General features: G+C 75.6%; 19 protein-coding genes. 17 read left to right on the top strand and 2 right to left on the bottom strand.

Annotated features, from left to right (window positions below; genetic code table 11):
- Window positions 1-24 precede the first annotated feature (24 nt).
- Both MN205_RS14765 and MN205_RS14770 read right to left on the bottom strand, forming a co-directional pair.
- The gene (locus tag MN205_RS14765; protein ID WP_242128614.1) at window positions 25-612 is read right to left on the bottom strand and encodes a DoxX family protein; all 588 of its coding nucleotides are present in this window, start codon (window positions 610-612) and stop codon (window positions 25-27) included.
- Between the two features lie 118 nt (window positions 613-730).
- Window positions 731-1,108: a DUF1844 domain-containing protein gene (locus tag MN205_RS14770; RefSeq protein WP_242128615.1), complete on the bottom strand. Its 378-nt coding sequence runs from the start codon at window positions 1,106-1,108 to the stop codon at window positions 731-733.
- A gap of 276 nt (window positions 1,109-1,384) precedes the next feature.
- On the opposite strand from MN205_RS14770, the gene infC reads away from it, so the two are divergent.
- The 17 genes from infC (at window position 1,385) to tyrS (ending at window position 18,880) form a co-directional block, all read left to right on the top strand.
- The gene (gene infC, locus MN205_RS14775) at window positions 1,385-2,032 is read left to right on the top strand and encodes a translation initiation factor IF-3 (protein ID WP_374115950.1); all 648 of its coding nucleotides are present in this window, start codon (window positions 1,385-1,387) and stop codon (window positions 2,030-2,032) included.
- A 109-nt stretch (window positions 2,033-2,141) separates the two neighbouring features.
- A complete protein-coding gene (gene rpmI / locus MN205_RS14780) occupies window positions 2,142-2,336 on the top strand; it encodes a 50S ribosomal protein L35 (protein WP_242128617.1) in 195 nt (64 codons plus the stop codon).
- A 92-nt stretch (window positions 2,337-2,428) separates the two neighbouring features.
- Entirely contained in the window at window positions 2,429-2,815 is a 387-nt protein-coding gene (gene rplT / locus MN205_RS14785; RefSeq protein WP_242128618.1) for a 50S ribosomal protein L20, read from the top strand.
- A gap of 40 nt (window positions 2,816-2,855) precedes the next feature.
- Entirely contained in the window at window positions 2,856-3,698 is an 843-nt protein-coding gene (locus MN205_RS14790) for an RNA methyltransferase (RefSeq protein WP_255820178.1), read from the top strand.
- 64 nt (window positions 3,699-3,762) lie between these two features.
- Window positions 3,763-4,902, top strand: a complete 1,140-nt coding sequence (locus MN205_RS14795) for an ATP-binding protein (RefSeq protein WP_242128620.1) — start codon at window positions 3,763-3,765, stop codon at window positions 4,900-4,902.
- A gap of 97 nt (window positions 4,903-4,999) precedes the next feature.
- Window positions 5,000-6,151: a phenylalanine--tRNA ligase subunit alpha gene (pheS, locus tag MN205_RS14800; protein ID WP_242128621.1), complete on the top strand. Its 1,152-nt coding sequence runs from the start codon at window positions 5,000-5,002 to the stop codon at window positions 6,149-6,151.
- Window positions 6,151-8,715, top strand: a complete 2,565-nt coding sequence (gene pheT, locus MN205_RS14805) for a phenylalanine--tRNA ligase subunit beta (RefSeq protein ID WP_242128622.1) — start codon at window positions 6,151-6,153, stop codon at window positions 8,713-8,715. The genes pheS and pheT overlap by 1 nt, the downstream gene beginning before the upstream one ends.
- On the top strand, window positions 8,708-9,535 hold the full coding sequence (locus tag MN205_RS14810) for an SDR family oxidoreductase (RefSeq protein ID WP_242128623.1): 828 nt from the start codon (window positions 8,708-8,710) through the stop codon (window positions 9,533-9,535). Before pheT ends, MN205_RS14810 begins: the two co-directional genes overlap by 8 nt.
- A 42-nt stretch (window positions 9,536-9,577) precedes the next feature.
- Entirely contained in the window at window positions 9,578-10,636 is a 1,059-nt protein-coding gene (gene argC / locus MN205_RS14815) for an N-acetyl-gamma-glutamyl-phosphate reductase (protein WP_242128624.1), read from the top strand.
- Window positions 10,633-11,784 (top strand): bifunctional glutamate N-acetyltransferase/amino-acid acetyltransferase ArgJ, encoded by a 1,152-nt coding sequence (gene argJ / locus MN205_RS14820; RefSeq protein ID WP_242128625.1) that lies wholly within the window; start codon window positions 10,633-10,635, stop codon window positions 11,782-11,784. Before argC ends, argJ begins: the two co-directional genes overlap by 4 nt.
- Window positions 11,781-12,683, top strand: a complete 903-nt coding sequence (argB, locus tag MN205_RS14825; protein ID WP_242128626.1) for an acetylglutamate kinase — start codon at window positions 11,781-11,783, stop codon at window positions 12,681-12,683. The genes argJ and argB overlap by 4 nt, the downstream gene beginning before the upstream one ends.
- The gene (locus tag MN205_RS14830; protein ID WP_242128627.1) at window positions 12,680-13,966 is read left to right on the top strand and encodes an acetylornithine transaminase; all 1,287 of its coding nucleotides are present in this window, start codon (window positions 12,680-12,682) and stop codon (window positions 13,964-13,966) included. The genes argB and MN205_RS14830 overlap by 4 nt, the downstream gene beginning before the upstream one ends.
- Window positions 13,963-14,895 carry an ornithine carbamoyltransferase gene (argF, locus tag MN205_RS14835; RefSeq protein WP_242128628.1) on the top strand — a complete coding sequence of 311 codons (933 nt, stop codon included), beginning with the start codon at window positions 13,963-13,965 and terminating at the stop codon, window positions 14,893-14,895. Before MN205_RS14830 ends, argF begins: the two co-directional genes overlap by 4 nt.
- A complete protein-coding gene (locus tag MN205_RS14840; RefSeq protein ID WP_242128629.1) occupies window positions 14,892-15,452 on the top strand; it encodes an arginine repressor in 561 nt (186 codons plus the stop codon). The genes argF and MN205_RS14840 overlap by 4 nt, the downstream gene beginning before the upstream one ends.
- On the top strand, window positions 15,449-16,897 hold the full coding sequence (gene argH, locus MN205_RS14845; protein WP_242128631.1) for an argininosuccinate lyase: 1,449 nt from the start codon (window positions 15,449-15,451) through the stop codon (window positions 16,895-16,897). The genes MN205_RS14840 and argH overlap by 4 nt, the downstream gene beginning before the upstream one ends.
- Window positions 16,882-17,514, top strand: a complete 633-nt coding sequence (locus MN205_RS14850) for a DNA-3-methyladenine glycosylase (RefSeq protein ID WP_242128633.1) — start codon at window positions 16,882-16,884, stop codon at window positions 17,512-17,514. The genes argH and MN205_RS14850 overlap by 16 nt, the downstream gene beginning before the upstream one ends.
- Window positions 17,515-17,578: 64 nt before the next feature.
- Window positions 17,579-18,880, top strand: coding sequence for a tyrosine--tRNA ligase (tyrS, locus tag MN205_RS14855; RefSeq protein ID WP_242128634.1), 1,302 nt, complete (start codon window positions 17,579-17,581; stop codon window positions 18,878-18,880).
- Window positions 18,881-18,965 lie beyond the last annotated feature (85 nt).

Consider the following 18,965-nt stretch of genomic DNA (forward strand, 5'->3'; position numbering starts at 1 on the left):
CGGCGCCTGGACCGGGGGGACGCCTCAGGAGGCGACCGGTGCCTGGGGCGCGTCGGCGGGCGCGTCGGCTGCCGCCTGCGCGTCGGCGGCCACGGCCGCCTGCCGCTGCCGGATGGTCCACGCGGCCCCGGCGCCGGCGGCCAGCAGCGCCACCGCCGGCATCCACGGCTTGTCGAGCGCGTGCCCCAGCGCGCGGTCCAGCGAGTACCGCCCCGGGCCGGCCACCGCCAGGGCCGTGCTGGCCAGCGCGAGCACGGCCGGGTACTCCAGCCCGCCCGAGGTGGCCCAGAAGCCGTTGGGCGCGTGGACGGTGGCGGCCGCGGCCATGGCCGCCGCCGCCGCCGCGCCCGCGGCCGGGGTCGCCAGGCCCAGGGCGAGCAGCGCGCCGCCGCCGGTCTCGGCCACGCCCGCCAGCACGGCGTTGCGCCGTCCCGGCCGGAAGCCCATCGCGTGCATGGCGCCCTGCGTGCCCTCCAGGCCGCCGCCGCCGAAGGCGCCGAAGAGCTTCTGCGCGCCGTGGGCGGCCAGCGTCCCGCCCACCCCGGCGCGCAGCACCAGCCGCGCCAGGTCGCTCCTGCGGGTGCTTCCCGTGCTGGTCACCGTGCTGCTCACCGTCACGTCCTCCTCCGATCCCCGAGGCCCTCGCCCCGCGTGCTGCGACACTCAACCACTTCGCGGCCCCGGCGGCGCGCCGCGCTCCCGCGGTCCCCGCCGCGGCCGGCGGGCGCGCTCAGACCACGCTGCCGGTCAGCCGCTCGCCCGGCCCCTTGCCCGGCGGGTCGGGCACCGGGGAGGCCTCGCGGAACGCCAGCTGCAGCGAGCGCAGCCCGTCGCGCAACGAGCGGGCGTGCTGGCCGCCCACGTCCGGCGCCGAGGTCGTCACCAGCCCGGCCAGGGCGTTGATGAGGATGCGGGCCTCCGCCAGGTCCAGGTGCTCGGCGGCGTCGGGCCCCTCCGCCAGCCCGCACTTGACGGCGGCGGCGCTCATCAGGTGCACCGCCGCGGTGGTGACCACCTCCACGGCGGGCACCTCCGCGATGTCGCGGGCCAGTTCGCGCGCCGCGTCGCTGGGCTCGGTGTCGGGCTGAGGGGTGGGTTCGGGCTCCATGCTGCTACCCTGACAGGTGACCGACCGGCTCACGTCACCGGTCCGCGCAGCGCGCGGGCGGGCGTTCGTGGGGCCGGAGCGTGAAGCGGAGGCCTCCTCCCACCCCGGTGCGCACGCGCGCCGCGGGTCCCGGTCCCTCCCCCGTCCGCGGGGGAGCAAGGCGTCGTCGTCGCACTCGTGCGTCGCGGTGCCGGATCAGGTGGGCCTCCGTGCACGTCCGAGCGCGGGGGCCTTCTCCGTGTCCGGCGGCCCCGCCCGACGACGAAGGAGCAGCACATCAGCGAGCCCCGCATCAACGACCGCATCCGTGTTCCCGAGGTGCGGCTCGTGGGCCCCAACGGTGAACAGGTCGGCATCGTGCGCGTCGAGGACGCGCTGCGGCTGGCGGACGAAGCGGGTCTCGACCTGGTCGAGGTCGCCCCCACGGCGCGCCCGCCGGTCTGCAAGCTCATGGACTTCGGCAAGTTCAAGTACGAGTCCGACATGAAGGCCCGCGAAGCGCGCAAGAACCAGACGAACACGATCCTCAAGGAGATCCGCTTCCGCCTGAAGATCGACCCGCACGACTACGCCACGAAGAAGGGGCACGTCGAGCGGTTCCTCAAGGGCGGGGACAAGGTCAAGGTCATGATCATGTTCCGCGGCCGCGAGCAGTCGCGCCCCGAGATGGGCTTCCGCCTGCTGCAGCGCCTCGCGGAGGACGTGTCCGACCTCGGCAGCGTCGAGAGCTCGCCGCGCCAGGACGGGCGCAACATGGTGATGGTCATCGGGCCGCACAAGAAGAAGGCGGAGGCCAAGGCCGAGGAACGCCGCCGCAAGGACTCCGAGCAGGCCGCTGCGACCGGGGACTCCGAGCCGCAGCCCGCCGACCAGGCCCCGCAGGCGGGGGAGACGGCCTCCGAGACGGCCTCCACCGCGTCCTGACACCGGCCGCGGAACTCCCGGCCCGGCCCGGCCCCGCGCCGGGCCGGGTTCCGCGTGCCCGCACGACCCGCGCCGGCTCACCCCGGCACCGACCACAGGAGAGACACCCGTGCCCAAGAACAAGACCCACTCCGGCGCCAAGAAGCGGTTCCGCATCACCGGCGCCGGCAAGGTCATGCGCGAGCGCGCCAACAAGCGCCACCTGCTCGAGGTCAAGCCGAGTACCCGCACCCGTCGTCTCTCGGTCGACGCCGTGGTCTCGCCCGCGGACGTCAAGAAGATCAAGAAGCTCCTGGGTCACTGACCGCCGCCACCCCGACAACCACCCGCGCGGAGCGCGCGGCCGTCCACCACGGCCCGCCGGCGCCCGCGCACCGATGAGCAAGGAGAATCCCCGTGGCACGCGTCAAGCGCGCAGTCAACGCCCAGAAGAAGCGCCGCGTCGTCCTCGAGCAGGCCAGCGGCTACCGCGGTCAGCGCTCGCGGCTCTACCGCAAGGCGAAGGAGCAGGTCACCCACTCCCTCGTCTACGCGTACCGCGACCGCAAGGCGCGCAAGGGCGACTTCCGCCGCCTGTGGATCCAGCGCATCAACGCTGCGGCGCGCGCTGAGGGCATGACCTACAACCGCTTCATCCAGGGGCTGAAGGCCGCCGGCATCGAGGTGGACCGCCGCATGCTCTCCGAGCTGGCCGTCTCCGACGCGCCGGCGTTCGCCGCCCTGGTGAAGACCGCCAAGGCCGCCCTGCCGGCCGCTCCGGCCGCCGAGGGCTCCGCTGCCTGAGCAGCACCGGCAGCACCCCGGACGCCCGGCGGTGGCCGTGCTGACCGACCCGCGTTCCGCGCGGGTGCGGTCGGTGCGGTCGCTGACCGGGCGTTCGGCGCGCTCGCGCCACGGCCGCTTCCTCGCCGAGGGGCCCCAGGCGGTGCGCGAGGCCGTCGCCGCCCACGCCGCCGGCCCGGCGCCGGTCGTGCTGGAGCTGTACGCCACCGAGGAGGCCGCTCAGCGCCACCCGGACGTCGTCGGGTCCGCCCTGGAGCACGGGGTGCGCACGTGGACGGTGACCGACGCCGTGCTGGACGCCATGACGGACACGGTCACCCCCCAGGGCCTGGTGGCGGTGTGCCCGACCCGCTCCGCGACCCTGGAGGACGTGCTCGCCGCCCGCCCGCGCCTGGTGGCGCTGCTGGACCGCGTGCGCGACCCGGGCAACGCCGGCACCGTGCTGCGCGCCGCCGACGCCGCGGGTGCCGACGCGGTGGTCCTCACGACCGGCAGCGTCGACGTCTTCAACCCCAAGTGCGTGCGCTCGACCGCGGGCAGCCTCTTCCACCTGCCCGTGGTCACCGGCGTCCCGCTGGCCGACGCGGTGCGGGCCCTGCAGGGGGCCGGTTCGGCCGTGCTGGCTGCCGACGGCTCCGGAGCACTGGACCTGGACGACCTCGCCGACGCCGCGGTCACCGGGGCCCCGGCCCCGGTGGACCTCCGGGCCCCGACGGCGTGGCTGTTCGGCAACGAGGCCGCCGGCCTGGACGACACCGGCCGCGAGGCGGCCGACGCGGTGGTGCGCGTGCCGCTGCACGGGCGCGCCGAGAGCCTGAACCTGGCCACCGCGGCCGTGGTGTGCCTGTACGCCAGCGCCCGCGCCCAGCGCCGCGGCCGCTGAGGGCCCACCCGCCCGGCGTGTCGCCGATCACGGGGTGGCGGCGCTCATGCCCTAGCCTCGGCCCGTGGCCGAGCCGAGGGGGACGACCGGCGCCGCCGCTGCGACGGCGCCCGGCCCGGCGTGCCCGCCGCAGCCGGCGCCGCTCCTGGACGGTGCCGCGCCCGTCCCCCTGGACGAGCTGCCCGACGGCGTCGTCCTCGTCGGCGCCGACGGGCGCATCACCGCGGTGAACGCCGCCGCGGCGACCCTGCTGGGGCGTACCGCCGGCGAGCTGGTGGGTTCGGACGTGCGCCGCGCGCTGCCCCTGCAGGACACCTCGGGCCGGCGCTGGTGGGACGTGGCCGACACCGCCCTGGACGCTGCCGGCGGTCACCCGGAGCGCATGCTGCTGCTGCCGGGCGGCCGGGAGTTGCTGGTCACCGCCCGCTACGTGCGCTCCGGCGGCGGGGCGGTGCAGCGGGCCGTGGTGGCGCTGCGGGGCACGGACCAGCGCAGGCGAGCGGAGTCGGACGCGGCCGCCCTGATCGCGACCGTCGCCCACGAGCTGCGTTCCCCCTTGACCTCGGTGAAGCAGTTCACCGCGAGCCTGCTGCGGCGGTGGGACCGCTTCACCGACGAGCAGAAGCGGCTGATGCTCTCCACGGTGCAGGCGGACGCCGACCGCGTCACCCGCCTCGTCGGCGACCTGCTGGACGTCTCCCGCGTGGACACCGGCCGCCTGCACGTGCACCGCCGCCCCGTCGACCTGCCCGCGCTGGTGCGCGAGCACGTGGAGCGGCTGCGGGTGGCCGGCTACGAGGACGACCGCTTCGAGCTGGACCTGGCCGCGGGGCTGCCGGAGCTGTGGGCCGACCCCGACCGGCTGGCGCAGGTGGTGACCAACCTCGTCGAGAACGCCGTTCGGCACGGTGCGGGCACGGTCTCCATCACCCTCGGGCACGAGGCGGTCGCGGGCGGCGGCCCCGGTGAGGTGGTGCTGACGGTCGACGACGAGGGGGAGGGCGTGCCCGTGGAGAACCGCCCCTACGTGTTCTCGAAGTTCTGGCACGGCGGCAGCCGCAGCGGCACGGGGCTGGGGCTGTACGTCACGCGCGGTCTGGTGGAGGCGCACGGCGGCGAGGTGGCGGTGTCGTCCTCGCCGGCCGGGGGCGCCCGCTTCCGGGTGCGACTGCCGGCGGGCGAGCCGCCCGCGCCCCGGCCCTAGCGCCGCCGTCCCACGGCCGCCCCCGGTCTGGGAGGATCACCCCGATGCCCGCGGCCGGGGACCTCCGGCCGCCGACCCGGAGGAGACGTCGCACCCGATGCCCGCTGAACCCGCCGCCGCGGCGGCCGACGGCCCGCTCGGCGAGGCGGCCGTGCAGGCCGCCCTCGACGAGGCGCTCGCGGCGGTGGCCGCCGCCGGCGACCTGGAGGAGCTCAAGGCCGCGCGCCTGGCGCACGCCGGGGACCGCAGCCCGCTGGCGCTGGCGAACCGGGCCATCGGCTCGCTGCCCGGCCCGGAGAAGGCCGCCGCCGGCAAGCGCGTGGGCGCGGCCCGCGGCCGGCTGAACCAGGCGATCGCCGCCCGCACCGAGGTCCTGCGCGCCGAGGAGGAGGAGCGCGTCCTGCGCGCGGAGGTGGTGGACGTGACGCTGCCGGCGCGCCGCCCGCAGCCCGGGGCCCGCCACCCGCTGCCGCTGCTGATGGAGCGCGTGGCCGACGTCTTCACGGCGATGGGCTGGGAGGTCGCCGAGGGGCCCGAGGTCGAGGCGGAGTGGTTCAACTTCGACGCCCTGAACTTCGACGCCGACCACCCGGCCCGGCAGATGCAGGACACCTTCTACGTGGCCGACGAGACCGGTGGCGCCTCCTCCGGCCTCGTGCTGCGCACGCACACCTCCCCGGTGCAGGCCCGCTCGCTGCTGACGCGCGGCGTGCCGCTGTACGTGGTCTGCCCCGGCAAGGTGTTCCGCACCGACGAGCTGGACGCCACGCACACGCCGGTGTTCCACCAGGTCGAGGGCATCGCGATCGACGAGGGCCTGACGATGGCGCACCTCAAGGGCACGCTGGACCACTTCGCCCGCGCCATGTTCGGCGACGCCGTCGAGACGCGCTGGCGCCCGGCGTTCTTCCCGTTCACCGAGCCCAGCGCGGAGCTGGACCTGCGCTTCTCCCTGGGCCGGGCTGCCGAGCGCGGCTGGATCGAGTGGGGCGGCTGCGGCATGGTCAACCCGAACGTCCTGCGCGCCTGCGGGATCGACCCGGAGCGCTACCAGGGCTTCGCGTTCGGGATGGGGATCGAGCGGACCCTGATGTTCCGCAACGGGGTGACGGACATGCGCGACATGGTGGAGGGCGACGTGCGGTTCAGCCGGGCGTTCGGCGTGGAGGACCTGGCGACGTCGGGGGTGGCGGACGTCCTCGGCGGACGCGTCCCGGCCTCCGCCGCGCAGGGGGAGGGCGAGCTCTGATGCGCGTGCCCCTGAGCTGGCTGGCCGAGCACGTCGACCTCGAGCCCGGTGCGCGCGGTGCGGACGTCGCCGCCGCCCTGGTGCGGGTGGGCCTGGAGGAGGAGGGCGTGCACACCTCCGGGGTGACCGGCCCCCTCGTCGTCGGCCGCGTCCTGGACCTGACGCCCGAGCCGCAGAAGAACGGCAAGACGATCAACTGGTGCCACGTCGACGTGGGCCCTGAGCTGAACGGTCCGGACGGGCACCGCGGCATCGTCTGCGGTGCGCACAACTTCACCGCCGGCGACGCCGTCGTGGTGGCCCTGCCGGGGGCGGTCCTGCCCGGCGACTTCGCCATCGCCGCCCGCAGGACGTACGGGCACGTGTCCGACGGCATGATCTGCTCGGCGAAGGAGCTGGGCCTGGGCGCCGACCACTCCGGCATCATCGTGCTGGAGCAGCACCTGCCCGGCGTGGGCGTCACCCCGGGACAGGACGCGCTCGCGCTGCTGGGCCTGGCCGAGGAGACCGTCGAGGTCAACGTCACCCCCGACCGCGGGTACTGCTTCAGCGTGCGCGGCATCGCCCGCGAGTACGCCCACGGCGTGCGCCGGCCGACCGCCGAGGTCTTCCACGACCCGGTCGACGTGCAGGTCCCCGCGCCGAGCGGGCCGGGGTACCCGGTGCGCTTGAGCGACGACGCGCCGATCCGCGGCGCGGCCGGCTGCGACCGCTTCGTCGCACGGGTGGTGCGTGGCGTGGACCCGGCGGCCCCGACGCCGCGGTTCATCGCCGACCGCCTGCGCCAGGCGGGGATGCGGCCGATCTCGCTGGCCGTGGACGTCACGAACTACCTGATGCTCGCCACGGGGCAGCCGCTGCACGCCTACGACCTGGCGGCGCTGCAGGGCGAGCTCGTCGTGCGCCGCGCCCGGGCGGGGGAGCAGCTGACCACCCTCGACGGCGTCGAGCGCGCGCTGGACCCGGAGGACCTGCTGATCACCGACGAGGTGCCCGGCGACCCGTCGACGTCGCGGGTGCTGTCCCTGGCCGGCGTCATGGGCGGGGCGAGCACCGAGGTGTCGGCGGCGACCACGGACGTGCTGGTGGAGGCGGCGCACTTCTCGCAGGTGACGGTGGCGCGCACCGCGCGCCGGCACCGCCTGCCCACCGAGAGCGCCAAGCGCTTCGAGCGGGGCGTGGACCCGGCGATCGCGGACCGGGTGGTGGAGCTGGCGGTGCGGTTGCTGGCGGAGCACGGCGGCGGCACCGCGGACGCGGCCGCCACCGACGTCGGCGAGCCGGCGCAGGTGGTACCCCTGACGCTGCCCGCGGGCTTCGTCGAGCGCGTCGTGGGCACCCCCGTGGGTGCCGACGAGGTCGCCGGGGCCCTGCGCGAGGTGGGGTGCGAGGTCACCGACGCCGGCGGCGTGCTGACGGTCGTGCCGCCGACGTGGCGGCCCGACCTGGCGCAGCGGGTGGACCTCGTGGAGGAGGTCGCGCGCCTGCGCGGCTACGACGCGATCCCCTCGGTGCTCCCGGCCGCCCCGGCGGGCCGCGGCCTGACGCCGCAGCAGCGCGCCCGCCGCTCCGCCGCGCGGGCGCTGGCCGACGACGGGTTCGTGGAGGTCCTCTCGTACCCGTTCGTGGCGGCCGCGGTGCACGACGCGCAGCGCCTGGCCGCCGACGACCCGCGCCGCCGCGCGCTGCGCCTGGCGAACCCGCTGTCGGAGCAGCAACCCCTGATGCGCACCTCCGTGCTGGACTCCCTCGTGGACGTGGTGCGCCGCAACGTCTCGCGCGGTCTGCGGGACCTGGCCCTGGTGGAGTTCGGCGCCGTGACCCTCCCTGTCGCGGGTTCGGCCCCGGCGCCGCTGCCGGGGGTGGAGCAGCGCCCCGGCGAGGGCGAGCTGACCGCGCTGCTGGCCGCGGTGCCGCCGCAGCCGCTGCACGTGGCCGGTGTGCTGACCGGCGCGCGCCGCGGGCCGGGCGCCGCTGCGGACGGCTTCGCCCGCGAGGCCGAACCGGTGCTGTGGGCGGACGCCGTGGACGCCGCCCGCGCGGTGGCCGCGGCCCTGGGCGTGGAGGTCGTCGTCGAGGCCGTGCAGCACGCGCCGTGGCACCCGGGCCGCTGCGCCCGGGTGAGCACCCGCGCCGGCCACGTCGTCGGCCACGCCGGTGAGCTGCACCCGGCCGCCCTGGAGGCGCTGGAGCTGCCCGCGCGCGCCGCGGCCTTCGAGCTGGACCTGGACGTCCTGCTGGCGCAGGTGGGGGCGAGCCCGCAGGTGGGGGCGCTGTCGGGCTACCCGGCGGCCACCCAGGACGTCGCGCTCGTCGTGGACGCCGCGGTTCCCGCCGCCCGGGTGGAGGAGGCGCTGCGCGCCGGTGCCGGCGAGCTGCTGGAGGACGTGCACCTCTTCGACGTCTACACCGGCGCCCAGGTCGGCGAGGGCCGCAAGTCGCTCGCCTACGCGTTGCGCTTCCGCGCGCCGGACCGCACCCTGACGGCCGAGGAGGCCGGCGCGGCCCGCGACGCCGCGGTGGCCGAGGCGAGCCGACGGACGGAGGCGGTGCAGCGTGCCTGAGGACACGTCCCGGGGGTCCCGGGCGCCGGTGGCCCTGGTCACCGGCGCCAGCCGGGGCATCGGGCGCGAGCTGGTGCTGGGCCTGGCGCGCGCCGGCTGGGCGGTCGGGGCCCTGGCGCGGGACGCGGTCGCGCTCGACGAGGTCGTGGAGGAGGTGACCGTCGCCGGTGGACGGGCGGTCGCCACGCCGGTCGACGTCACGGACGACCACGCCGTGGCGGCCGCGGTGCACGCGCTGGAGGCGGAGCTGGGTGGTGCGGCCCTGCTGGTGAACTGCGCCGGGCGCATCGAGGCCGACGAGGCGGTGCCGTGGGAAGCGGACCCCGACGAGGTGCGCCGCGTCCTGGAGGCCAACGTGCTCGGCCCCCTGCACCTGGTGCGCGCCGTGGTGCCGGGCATGGTCGCCCGCGGCGGCGGCCGGGTGGTGGACCTCAGCTCCGGCGCGGCGCACAAGGACTCGGCCCTGCACGCCGGGTACGCCGCCAGCAAGGCGGCGTTGTTCCGCCTCGGCGGCGCGGTCACGGCGGCGGGGCGCGAACACGGCGTGCTGGCCTTCGAGCTCTCGCCGGGTGTGGTGCGCACGGACATGTCCACCTCGATGGCCCAGCACGCCGACCGCACGGAGTGGACCGCACCGGCCGACGTGGTGGCGCTGGTGCTGGCGATCGGGCGCGGTGAGCTGGACGCCTGGGCGGGCCGGCTCGTGCGGGCGGGTGCGGACACCCCCGCGTCGCTGGTGGCCGCCGCCCGTGCCGGTCTGCCCGAGCGGGCCCGGTGCCTGGACCTGCTGCCGTACGGGCCGGGGGACCCGCTGACCTGATCCCCTCTGCATGGGTACGCAGAACCGTGTATGGTCATGCGCATGGAGACGGACAGGCGGCTGAAGGTCGCCGTCGCGGGCGCCAGCGGCTACGCCGGTGGCGAGCTGCTGCGGCTGCTGCTGCAGCACCCCCACGTGGAGATCGGCGCCCTGACCGGTGCCTCCAACGCCGGCACGGCGCTCGGTGAGCTGCAGCCGCACCTGCTGCCCCTGGCCGAGCGCGTGCTGCAGCCCACCACCGCCGAGGTCCTCGCCGGGCACGACGTGGTCTTCCTCGCCCTGCCGCACGGGCACTCGGCGGCCGTGGCCGCCGAGCTGGGCGAGGACGTCCTCGTCGTGGACTGCGGCGCCGACCACCGGCTCACCGACCCGGAGCAGTGGGAGCGGTTCTACGGCCCCGGGCACGCCGGCCACTGGCCCTACGGCTTGCCCGAGCTGTCCCTGGCCGCCGGCGGCAAGCAACGCGAGCGTCTCGCCGGAGCCCGTCGCGTCGCCGTGCCGGGTTGCTACCCCACGAGCGTGAGCCTGGCCCTGGCCCCCGGGTTCGCCGCCGGGCTGCTGGCCGGCGAGGACGTCGTCGTGGTGGCGGCCTCCGGCACCTCCGGCGCAGGCAAGAGCCTCAAGCCGCACCTGCTGTCGGCGGAGGTCATGGGCTCGATGAGCCCGTACGGCGTCGGGGGCGGCCACCGGCACACCCCCGAGATCGAGCAGAACCTGGCGCTCGCGGCGGGCGGGCCGGTCTCGGTGTCGTTCACCCCGACGCTGGCGCCGATGCCGCGCGGCATCCTGGCCACCTGCACGGCGAGGCTCGCGCCCGGGGTCGCGGCCGGTGACGTGCGCGCCGCCTGGGAGGTGGCGTACGCGGACGAGCCGTTCGTGCACCTGCTGCCCGAGGGCCGCTGGCCGTCCACCGCGGCCGTGCTGGGTGGCAACGCCGCGTTGCTGCAGCTGGCCGTGGACGAGCACGCCGGGCGCGTCGTCGTCGTGTCCGCCGTCGACAACCTCACCAAGGGGACCGCCGGAGGAGCCGTGCAGAGCGTCAACGTCGCCCTCGGGCTGGACGAGACCACCGGGCTGAGCGCCGCGGGGGTGGCGCCGTGAGCGTCACCGCCCCCGCCGGTTTCCGCGCCGCGGGCGTCACCGCCGGGCTCAAGCCCAGCGGCAGGCCCGACGTCGCCCTCGTCGTCAACGACGGACCGCTCGACGCGGGCGCGGCCGTCTACACCTCCAACCGCTGCAAGGCGCACCCGGTGCTGTGGAGCGAGCGCGCCAGCGCCGACGGGCACCTGCGCGCGGTCGTGCTGAACTCCGGCGGCGCCAACTGCTTCACCGGGCCGCAGGGGTTCCAGACCACCCACGCCACCGCCGAGCTGGTCGGTGAGCTGGCCGGCTGCGGTCCCGCCGACGTGGTCGTGTGCTCCACCGGCCTCATCGGGGTGCCGCTGCCTCGCGAGGAACTGCTCGCCGGGGTGAGGGCCGCGCACGCGGCCCTGTCCGCCGAGGGCGGCACCGCCGCCGCCACGGCCGTCATGACCACCGACACCGTCTCCAAGCAGGCGGTCGCCGAGGGGGCGGGTTTCACCGTCGGCGGCCTGGCGAAGGGGGCGGGCATGCTCGCCCCCGGCCTGGCGACGATGCTCGTGGTGCTCACCACGGACGCGGTCGCCGAGGCGGCCGACCTCGACCGGGCGCTGCGGGCGGCCACCCGCACCACGTTCGACCGCGTGGACTCCGACGGGTGCATGTCCACCAACGACACCGTCGTGCTGCTGGCCAGCGGCGCCTCTGGCACCCGCCCCGGACCGGCGGAACTGGACGCCGTGGTGCACCGCGTCTGCGCCGACCTGGCGCGGATGCTCGTCGCCGACGCCGAGGGCGCCGACCACGACATCGCCGTGGAGGTCGTCGGTGCCGCCAGCGAGGCCGACGCCGTCGAGGTGGGCCGTTCCGTCGCCCGCAACAACCTCTTCAAGGCCGCGGTCTTCGGCAAGGACCCCAACTGGGGCCGCGTCCTGGCCGCCGTCGGCACCACGTCCGCCGAGTTCGACCCGCAGGACCTCGACGTCAGCCTCAACGGGGTGCCCGTCTGCGTCGGCGGCGCTCCCGGCGCCGACCCCGCGCAGGTCGACCTCGCACCCCGCGAGGTGCGCGTCCTGGTCGACCTGCACGCCGGCGAGCACACCGCCACGGTCTGGACCAACGACCTCACCCACGCCTACGTCCACGAGAACAGCGCCTACTCGACATGAGCGACCTGACGACCCTGACGGCGGAGGACAAGGCGAGCGTGCTCGTCGAGGCCCTGCCCTGGCTGCAGAAGTGGCACGGCGCCCTCGTCGTGCTCAAGTACGGCGGCAACGCCATGGTGGACGACGAGCTCAAGCGCGCGTTCGCCGAGGACGTCGTGTTCCTGCGCACCGCGGGCCTGCGACCCGTCGTCGTGCACGGCGGCGGACCGCAGATCTCCGCGATGCTGCAGCGCCTGGACATCGCCAGCGAGTTCCGCGGCGGCCTGCGCGTGACCACCCCCGAGGCGATGGACGTCGTGCGGATGGTCCTCACGGGGCAGGTGGGCCGCGAGCTCGTCGGCCTGCTGAACGCGCACGGCCCCCTGGCGGTGGGCCTGTCCGGGGAGGACGCCGGCCTGCTGCGCGCTCGCCGCCGCGAGGCCCTCGTCGACGGCGAGCTCGTGGACGTCGGCCTGGTCGGTGACGTCGTCGGCGTGGACCCGGCCGCGGTGAACGACCTGCTGGCCGCCGGCCGCATCCCCGTCATCTCCACGATCGCCCCCGAGGTCGACGACGACGGCGAGCTGGTGCCGGGGTCGGTGCTCAACGTCAACGCCGACACCGCCGCCTCGGCGATCGCCGTCGCCCTGGGCGCGCAGAAGTTCGTCGTCATGACCGACGTCGCCGGGTTGTACGCGGACTGGCCGAACCGCGAGTCCCTCGTCAGCGAGATCACCGCCGGGGAGCTGGCGCAGCTGCTGCCGTCCCTGGAGTCCGGCATGGTGCCGAAGATGGAGGCGTGCCTGCGCGCGGTGCGCGGCGGCGTCCCCCGCGCCACGGTCATCGACGGCCGGCTGGCGCACTCGGTCCTGCTGGAGGTCTTCACGACCTCCGGCAACGGCACGATGGTCGTGCCGTGAACCCCTCGGGAGGCGGAACCGTGGACTCGGCGGTGGCGCGCGAGGAGCGGGCCGAGGCCCTGCCCGTGGCGGAGGGCGGTGCCGCGGCCTGGCTGCAGCGGTACTCCTCCTCGGTCATGGGGACCTACGGCACCCCCCAGCGGGTGCTGGTGCGCGGCGAGGGTTGCCACGTCTGGGACGCCGACGGCAACCGCTACCTCGACCTGCTCGCCGGCATCGCCACGAACGCCCTGGGTCACGCGCACCCGCTGCTCGTCTCGGCGGTGACCTCGCAGCTGGCGACCCTCGGGCACGTGTCGAACTTCTTCGCCACGGCCCCGCAGATCGCCCTCGCCGAGCGGCTGCTCGGCATCGCCCGCGCCCCCGAGGGCTCGCGGGTGTTCTTCTGCAACTCCGGCGCCGAGGCCAACGAGGCCGCCTTCAAGATGGCCCGGCGCACCGGCCGCCCGAAGGTCGTCGCCGCCGTGGACGCCTTCCACGGCCGCACGATGGGCGCGCTCGCCCTGACCTCCAAGGAGGCGTACCGCGCCCCGTTCGAGCCGCTGCCCGGCGGGGTGGAGTTCGTCCCCTACGGGGACGTCGGCGCCCTCGGTCGCGCCGTGGACGGCGCGACCGCCGCGGTGTTCCTCGAACCCGTGCAGGGCGAGGGCGGGGTCACCCCCGCGCCGGACGGCTACCTCGCCGCGGCCCGCCGCATCACCACCGATCACGGCGCCCTCCTCGTCCTGGACGAGGTGCAGACCGGGATCGGGCGCACGGGGGCGTGGTTCGCGCACCAGCAGCCGCGCCACGGCGGCGTCCTGCCCGACGTCGTGACGGTCGCCAAGGGCCTCGGCGGGGGCGTCCCCGTCGGTGCCGCCGTCGCCTTCGGCACCCACAACGCCGCACTGCTCGGCGCCGGTCAGCACGGCACCACCTTCGGCGGCAACCCCGTCGCCTCCGCGGCGGGCCTGGCGACCCTGCACGCGATCGAGCGCGACGGGCTGCTCGCGAACGTGCGCGCCGTCGGTGCCCACCTGCGTGAGGGGATCGCAGCCCTGGAGCACCCGCTCGTCGGCGGGGTGCGCGGCGAGGGCCTCCTGCTCGGCATCGCCCTGACCGAACCCGTGGCTGCGGCCGCTGCGGGGGCCGCGCTCGCGCACGGGTTCATCGTCAACGCCGTGCGCCCGGACACGATCCGGCTGGCGCCCCCGCTCGTGCTCACCACCGCCCTCGCGGACACCTTCCTGGACGCCCTGCCGTCCGTGCTCGACGCCGCCCGAACCCCCGCGGAGGACTCGTGACCACCCGCCACTTCCTCGCCGACGACGACCTCAGCCCCGCCGAGCAGGCGGAGGTCCTGGCGCTCGCCGCGCGGCTGAAGGCCGACCGGTACGCCGAGCGCCCGTTGGAGGGCCCGCGCACCGTCGCCCTGCTCTTCGACAAGCCCTCCACCCGCACCCGCGTCTCGTTCAGCGTCGGCGTCGCCGAACTGGGTGGTTCCCCCCTCGTCATCGACGCCGCCGGCTCCCAGCTGGGCCGTGGCGAACCGGTCGCCGACACCGCCCGCGTCCTGGAGCGCCAGGTCGCCGCGATCGTGTGGCGCACCTTCGCGCAGTCCCGGCTGGAGGAGATGGCCGCGCACTCGCGCGTCCCGGTGGTGAACTCCCTCAGCGACGACTACCACCCCTGCCAGATCCTCGCTGACCTGCAGACCGTCGCGGAGCACAAGGGCCGCCTGGCCGGACTGACGATGGCCTACCTGGGCGACGGGGCGAACAACATGGCCCACTCCTACGCGCTCGGCGGAGCCACCGCCGGCCTGCACGTGCGCATCGCCACCCCCGCCACCGACCTGCCCGACGCGGCGATCGTGGAGCGCGCCCGCGCCGTGGCCACCGGCACCGGCGGTTCCGTCACCGTCACCCAGGACCCCCGCGAGGCCGCTGCGGGCGCCGACGTCGTCGTCACCGACACGTGGATCAGCATGGGGCAGGAGGGGTTGGACGCCGCCGACCGCCTGCAGCGCTTCACCCCCTACGCGGTGACGCCGGAGCTGATGGCGCTCGCAGACCCCGCTGCGATCGTCCTGCACTGCCTGCCGGCGTACCGCGGCAAGGAGATCACCGCCGAGGTCCTCGACGGCCCGCAGTCGGTCGTGTGGGACGAGGCGGAGAACCGCCTGCACGCCCAGAAGGCCCTGCTCGTCTGGCTGCTCGCGAAGTCCCGGTGAGCACGGCGGCGGGCACGGGCACCAAGGCGTTCCGGCACGCCCGGATCGCCGCGCTGCTGGCGCGCTGGCCGGTGCGCTCGCAGACGGAGCTCGCCGCTCACCTCGCGGAGGAGGGCGTCGCGGTCACCCAGGCGACCCTCTCGCGCGACCTCGTGGAGCTCGGTGCGGTGAAGGTCCGCGACGGTGACCGAGGCCTGGTGTACGCCCTGCCGGCCGAGGGGGGCGACCGCACCCCCCGCAGCGGCATCGCCCAGGAGGTGCTGGACGCCCGCCTGGCCCGGTGGTGCGAGGAGCTGCTCGTCTCCGCCGAGGCGTCGGCGAACCTCGTGGTCCTGCGCACCCCGCCGGGGGCGGCGCAGTTCCTCGCCAGCGCGATCGACCACTCCGTCATGCCCGCCCTCCTCGGCACCATCGCCGGTGATGACACCGTCCTCGTCATCGCCCGCGAACCCCTCGGCGGCGACGCCGTCGCCGCGCGCTTCCTCGCCCTGGCCCGCCGCGAGGGGGCTCCCACCACGGCCCGACCGGACCACCACGACGAAGGAGAGACCCCGTGAGCGAGCAGCGGCTGCACGAGCAGGCGGAGAAGGGGCTGTGGGGTGCCCGGTTCGCCAGCGGCCCCGCGCAGGCGATGGCCGCGCTGTCGAAGTCCACGCACTTCGACTTCCGCCTGGCCCGCCACGACCTCGCCGGTTCGCGGGCCCACGCCCGCGTGCTGCACCGCGCCGGGCTCCTCGACGACGACACCTCGCGGGCACTGCTGACGGGCATCGATGAGCTGGAGGCCGACGTCGTCTCCGGCGCGTTCACCCCCGCCGAGGACGACGAGGACGTGCACTCCGCCCTGGAGCGGGCCCTGGTGGAGCGCGTGGGGCCGGACGTCGGCGGCCGGCTGCGCGCGGGGCGCTCGCGCAACGACCAGATCGCCACCCTGCTGCGGATGTTCCTGCGCGAGCACGCCCGCCTCGTCGCCGACGGTGTGCTCGACGTCGTGGAGGCGCTCGTGCAGCAGGCCGCGGCTCACCCCGGTGCCGCGATGCCCGGGCGCACCCACCTGCAGCACGCCCAGCCGGTGCTCCTGGCGCACCACCTGCTGGCGCACGCGTGGCCCCTGCTGCGCGACGTGCAGCGGCTGCGGGACTGGGACGAGCGCGCCGCCGTCTCCCCGTACGGCTCCGGCGCGCTGGCCGGCTCCTCCCTGGGTCTGGACCCGCAGGCCGTCGCCGAGGAGCTGGGGTTCGCCCGCAGCGTGGAGAACTCCATCGACGGCACCGCTGCGCGCGACGTCGCCGCCGAGTTCGCCTTCGTCGCCGCGATGATCGGCGTCGACCTGTCGCGGATCTCCGAGGAGGTGATCCTCTGGGCGACGAAGGAGTTCTCCTTCGTGACGCTGCACGACGCCTGGTCCACGGGTTCGAGCATCATGCCGCAGAAGAAGAACCCTGACGTCGCGGAGCTGGCCCGCGGCAAGGCGGGCCGCCTCATCGGCGACCTCACCGGCCTGATGAGCACCCTCAAGGGCCTGCCGCTGGCGTACAACCGGGACCTGCAGGAGGACAAGGAACCGGTGTTCGACGCCGTCGACACCCTCGAGGTCCTGCTGCCCGCGGTCGCGGGCATGGTCGGCACGCTGCGCTTCCACACCGACCGGATGGCCGCTCTCGCGCCGCAGGGCTTCGCGCTGGCCACCGACATCGCCGAGTGGCTGGTCCGGCAGGGCGTCCCGTTCCGCGAGGCCCACCACGTCGCGGGCGCGTGCGTGCGCCGCTGCGAGGAGCTCACCGAGGCGCAGGGCCGCCCGGTGGAGCTGTGGGACCTCACGGACGCGGACCTGTCCTCGGTCTCCCCGCACCTGACGCCGGAGGTGAAGGACGTGCTGAGCCTGGCCGGCTCGCTCGCCTCGCGCGACGCCGAGGGCGGCACTGCCCCCGTGCGCGTGGCCGAGCAGCTCGAGCGGGCTCGCACGACCCTGGGGGAGCACCGGGCGTGGACGCGACCCTGACCCCCCTGCCGCGGGAGTTCTTCGCCCGCGAGGTGCTCGAGGTCGCCCGCGACCTGCTGGGGCGCGTGGTGCGCCACGAGGCGCCGGAGGGTGCGGTCGCCGTCCGTCTGACGGAGGTGGAGGCGTACGCGGGCGAGGCTGATCCCGGGTCGCACGCCTTCCGCGGCCGCACCCCGCGCACCGAGGTGATGTTCGGCCCGGCCGGTCACGCGTACGTGTACTTCTCCTACGGCATGCACTGGTGCGTGAACCTGGTCACCGGTCGGGAGGGCACCGCGTCGGCGGTGCTGCTGCGGGCGGGGGAGGTCGTCGAAGGGCTCGAGCTGGCGCGGGAGCGCCGCAGTGCGGCCCGGCGGGACGCGGACCTGGCGCGCGGGCCGGCGCGCCTGACGCGGGCGCTCGCCATCACCCGCGAGCAGGGCGGCGCCGACGTGTGCGTCGGCGGCCCGCTGCGCGTCCTGGCGGGGGAGCCGGTACCGGACGAAGCGGTGTCCTGGGGACCGCGCGTCGGCGTCGCCGGTGCCGGCGCGCCCACCCCGTGGCGCGCGTGCGCCACGGGGGAGCCGACCGTCTCCGCGTACCGCGCCGCGGTACCGCGTCGACCTCGACGCTCCTGATCGGGCAGGCTGGGGCCCGGCGGGGCGAACGGCGCCCGGCCACGGAGACGAGGAGAGCGAAGTCGTGAGCGACGTCTGGGACGAACTGCAGTGGCGGGGCCTGGTGGCGCAGTCCACCGACGAGGCCGCGCTGCGTCAGGCTCTGCAGACGGGTCCGCTCACGTACTACGTGGGCTTCGACCCGACCGCGGCGAGCCTGCACGTCGGGCACCTGGTGCAGGTGCTGACGGCCAAGCGGTTGCAGCAGGCCGGGCACGAGCCGCTGATCCTGGTCGGCGGGGCCACCGGCCTGGTGGGCGATCCGCGCCCGAGCGCTGAGCGGACCATGAACGACCCGGATACGGTCGCCGGCTGGGTCGGGCGGATCCAGCAGCAGATCGCTCCGTTCCTGGACTTCACCGGTCCCGCGGCGGCCAGGATGGTCAACAACCTGGACTGGACCGCCTCGATGTCCACGATCGAGTTCCTGCGCGACGTCGGCAAGCACTTCAGCGTCAACCGGATGCTGGACCGCGAGGCGGTGGCGAAGCGGCTGGCCACCACGGGCATCTCCTTCACCGAGTTCGCCTACGTGCTGCTGCAGTCCAACGACTACCTGCAGCTGCGACGGCTGCACGGTTGCTCGCTGCAGCTGGGCGGCTCGGACCAGTGGGGCAACATCACCGCCGGGTGCGAGCTGGTGCGCCGCGTGGACGGGGAGGTGGTGCACGCGCTCGCCACCCCCCTGCTGACCAAGGCCGACGGCACCAAGTTCGGCAAGACGGAGTCCGGTGCGGTCTGGCTGGATCCGGAGCTGACCAGCCCGTACGCCTTCTTCCAGTTCTGGCTCAACGCCGAGGACTCCCAGGTGGAGGGCTACCTGAAGGCCTTCTCCTTCCGCAGCCGCGAGGAGATCACCGACTTGGGTCGTCAGGCTCGCGAGGCCCCCAAGGCGCGTGCGGCCCAGCGGGCGCTGGCGCACGACGTGACCGCGCTGGTGCACGGAGAGCAGGCGGCGCTGGCAGTCGAGCAGGCCTCAGCGGCCCTCTTCGGCGGCACCGGCACCGGCAGCGGGTACGCCGCTCTGGCCGGCATCGACGAGCGCACGCTGGCCGGCGCCCTGGCCGAGCTGCCCACAGCGGTGCCTGACTCCCTCGACGTGCCCATCGCCCAGCTCCTGGCCGAGACGGGGCTGGCACCCAGCCGCAGCGGCGCGCGGCGCACCATCGCCGAGGGCGGTGCCTACGTGAACAACACCAAGGTCACCGACACCGAGGCCACCCTGGCCGACGTGGTCACCGACACGCCCCTGCTGCACGGGCGCTTCGCCGTCCTGCGCCGTGGCCGCAAGTCGCTCGCCGCGGCGGTCTTTCCGTTGCCGCAGTAGGAGATCCGTCCCGGTCCCGCCCCGGATTTGGTGGTTGGGGTCGGGGCGGCGTACTGTTCTTCATGTCGCCGGGACGAGGCGGCCG

The organism is Kineococcus sp. TRM81007 (assembly GCF_022669155.1).
GTDB lineage: Bacteria > Actinomycetota > Actinomycetes > Actinomycetales > Kineococcaceae > Kineococcus.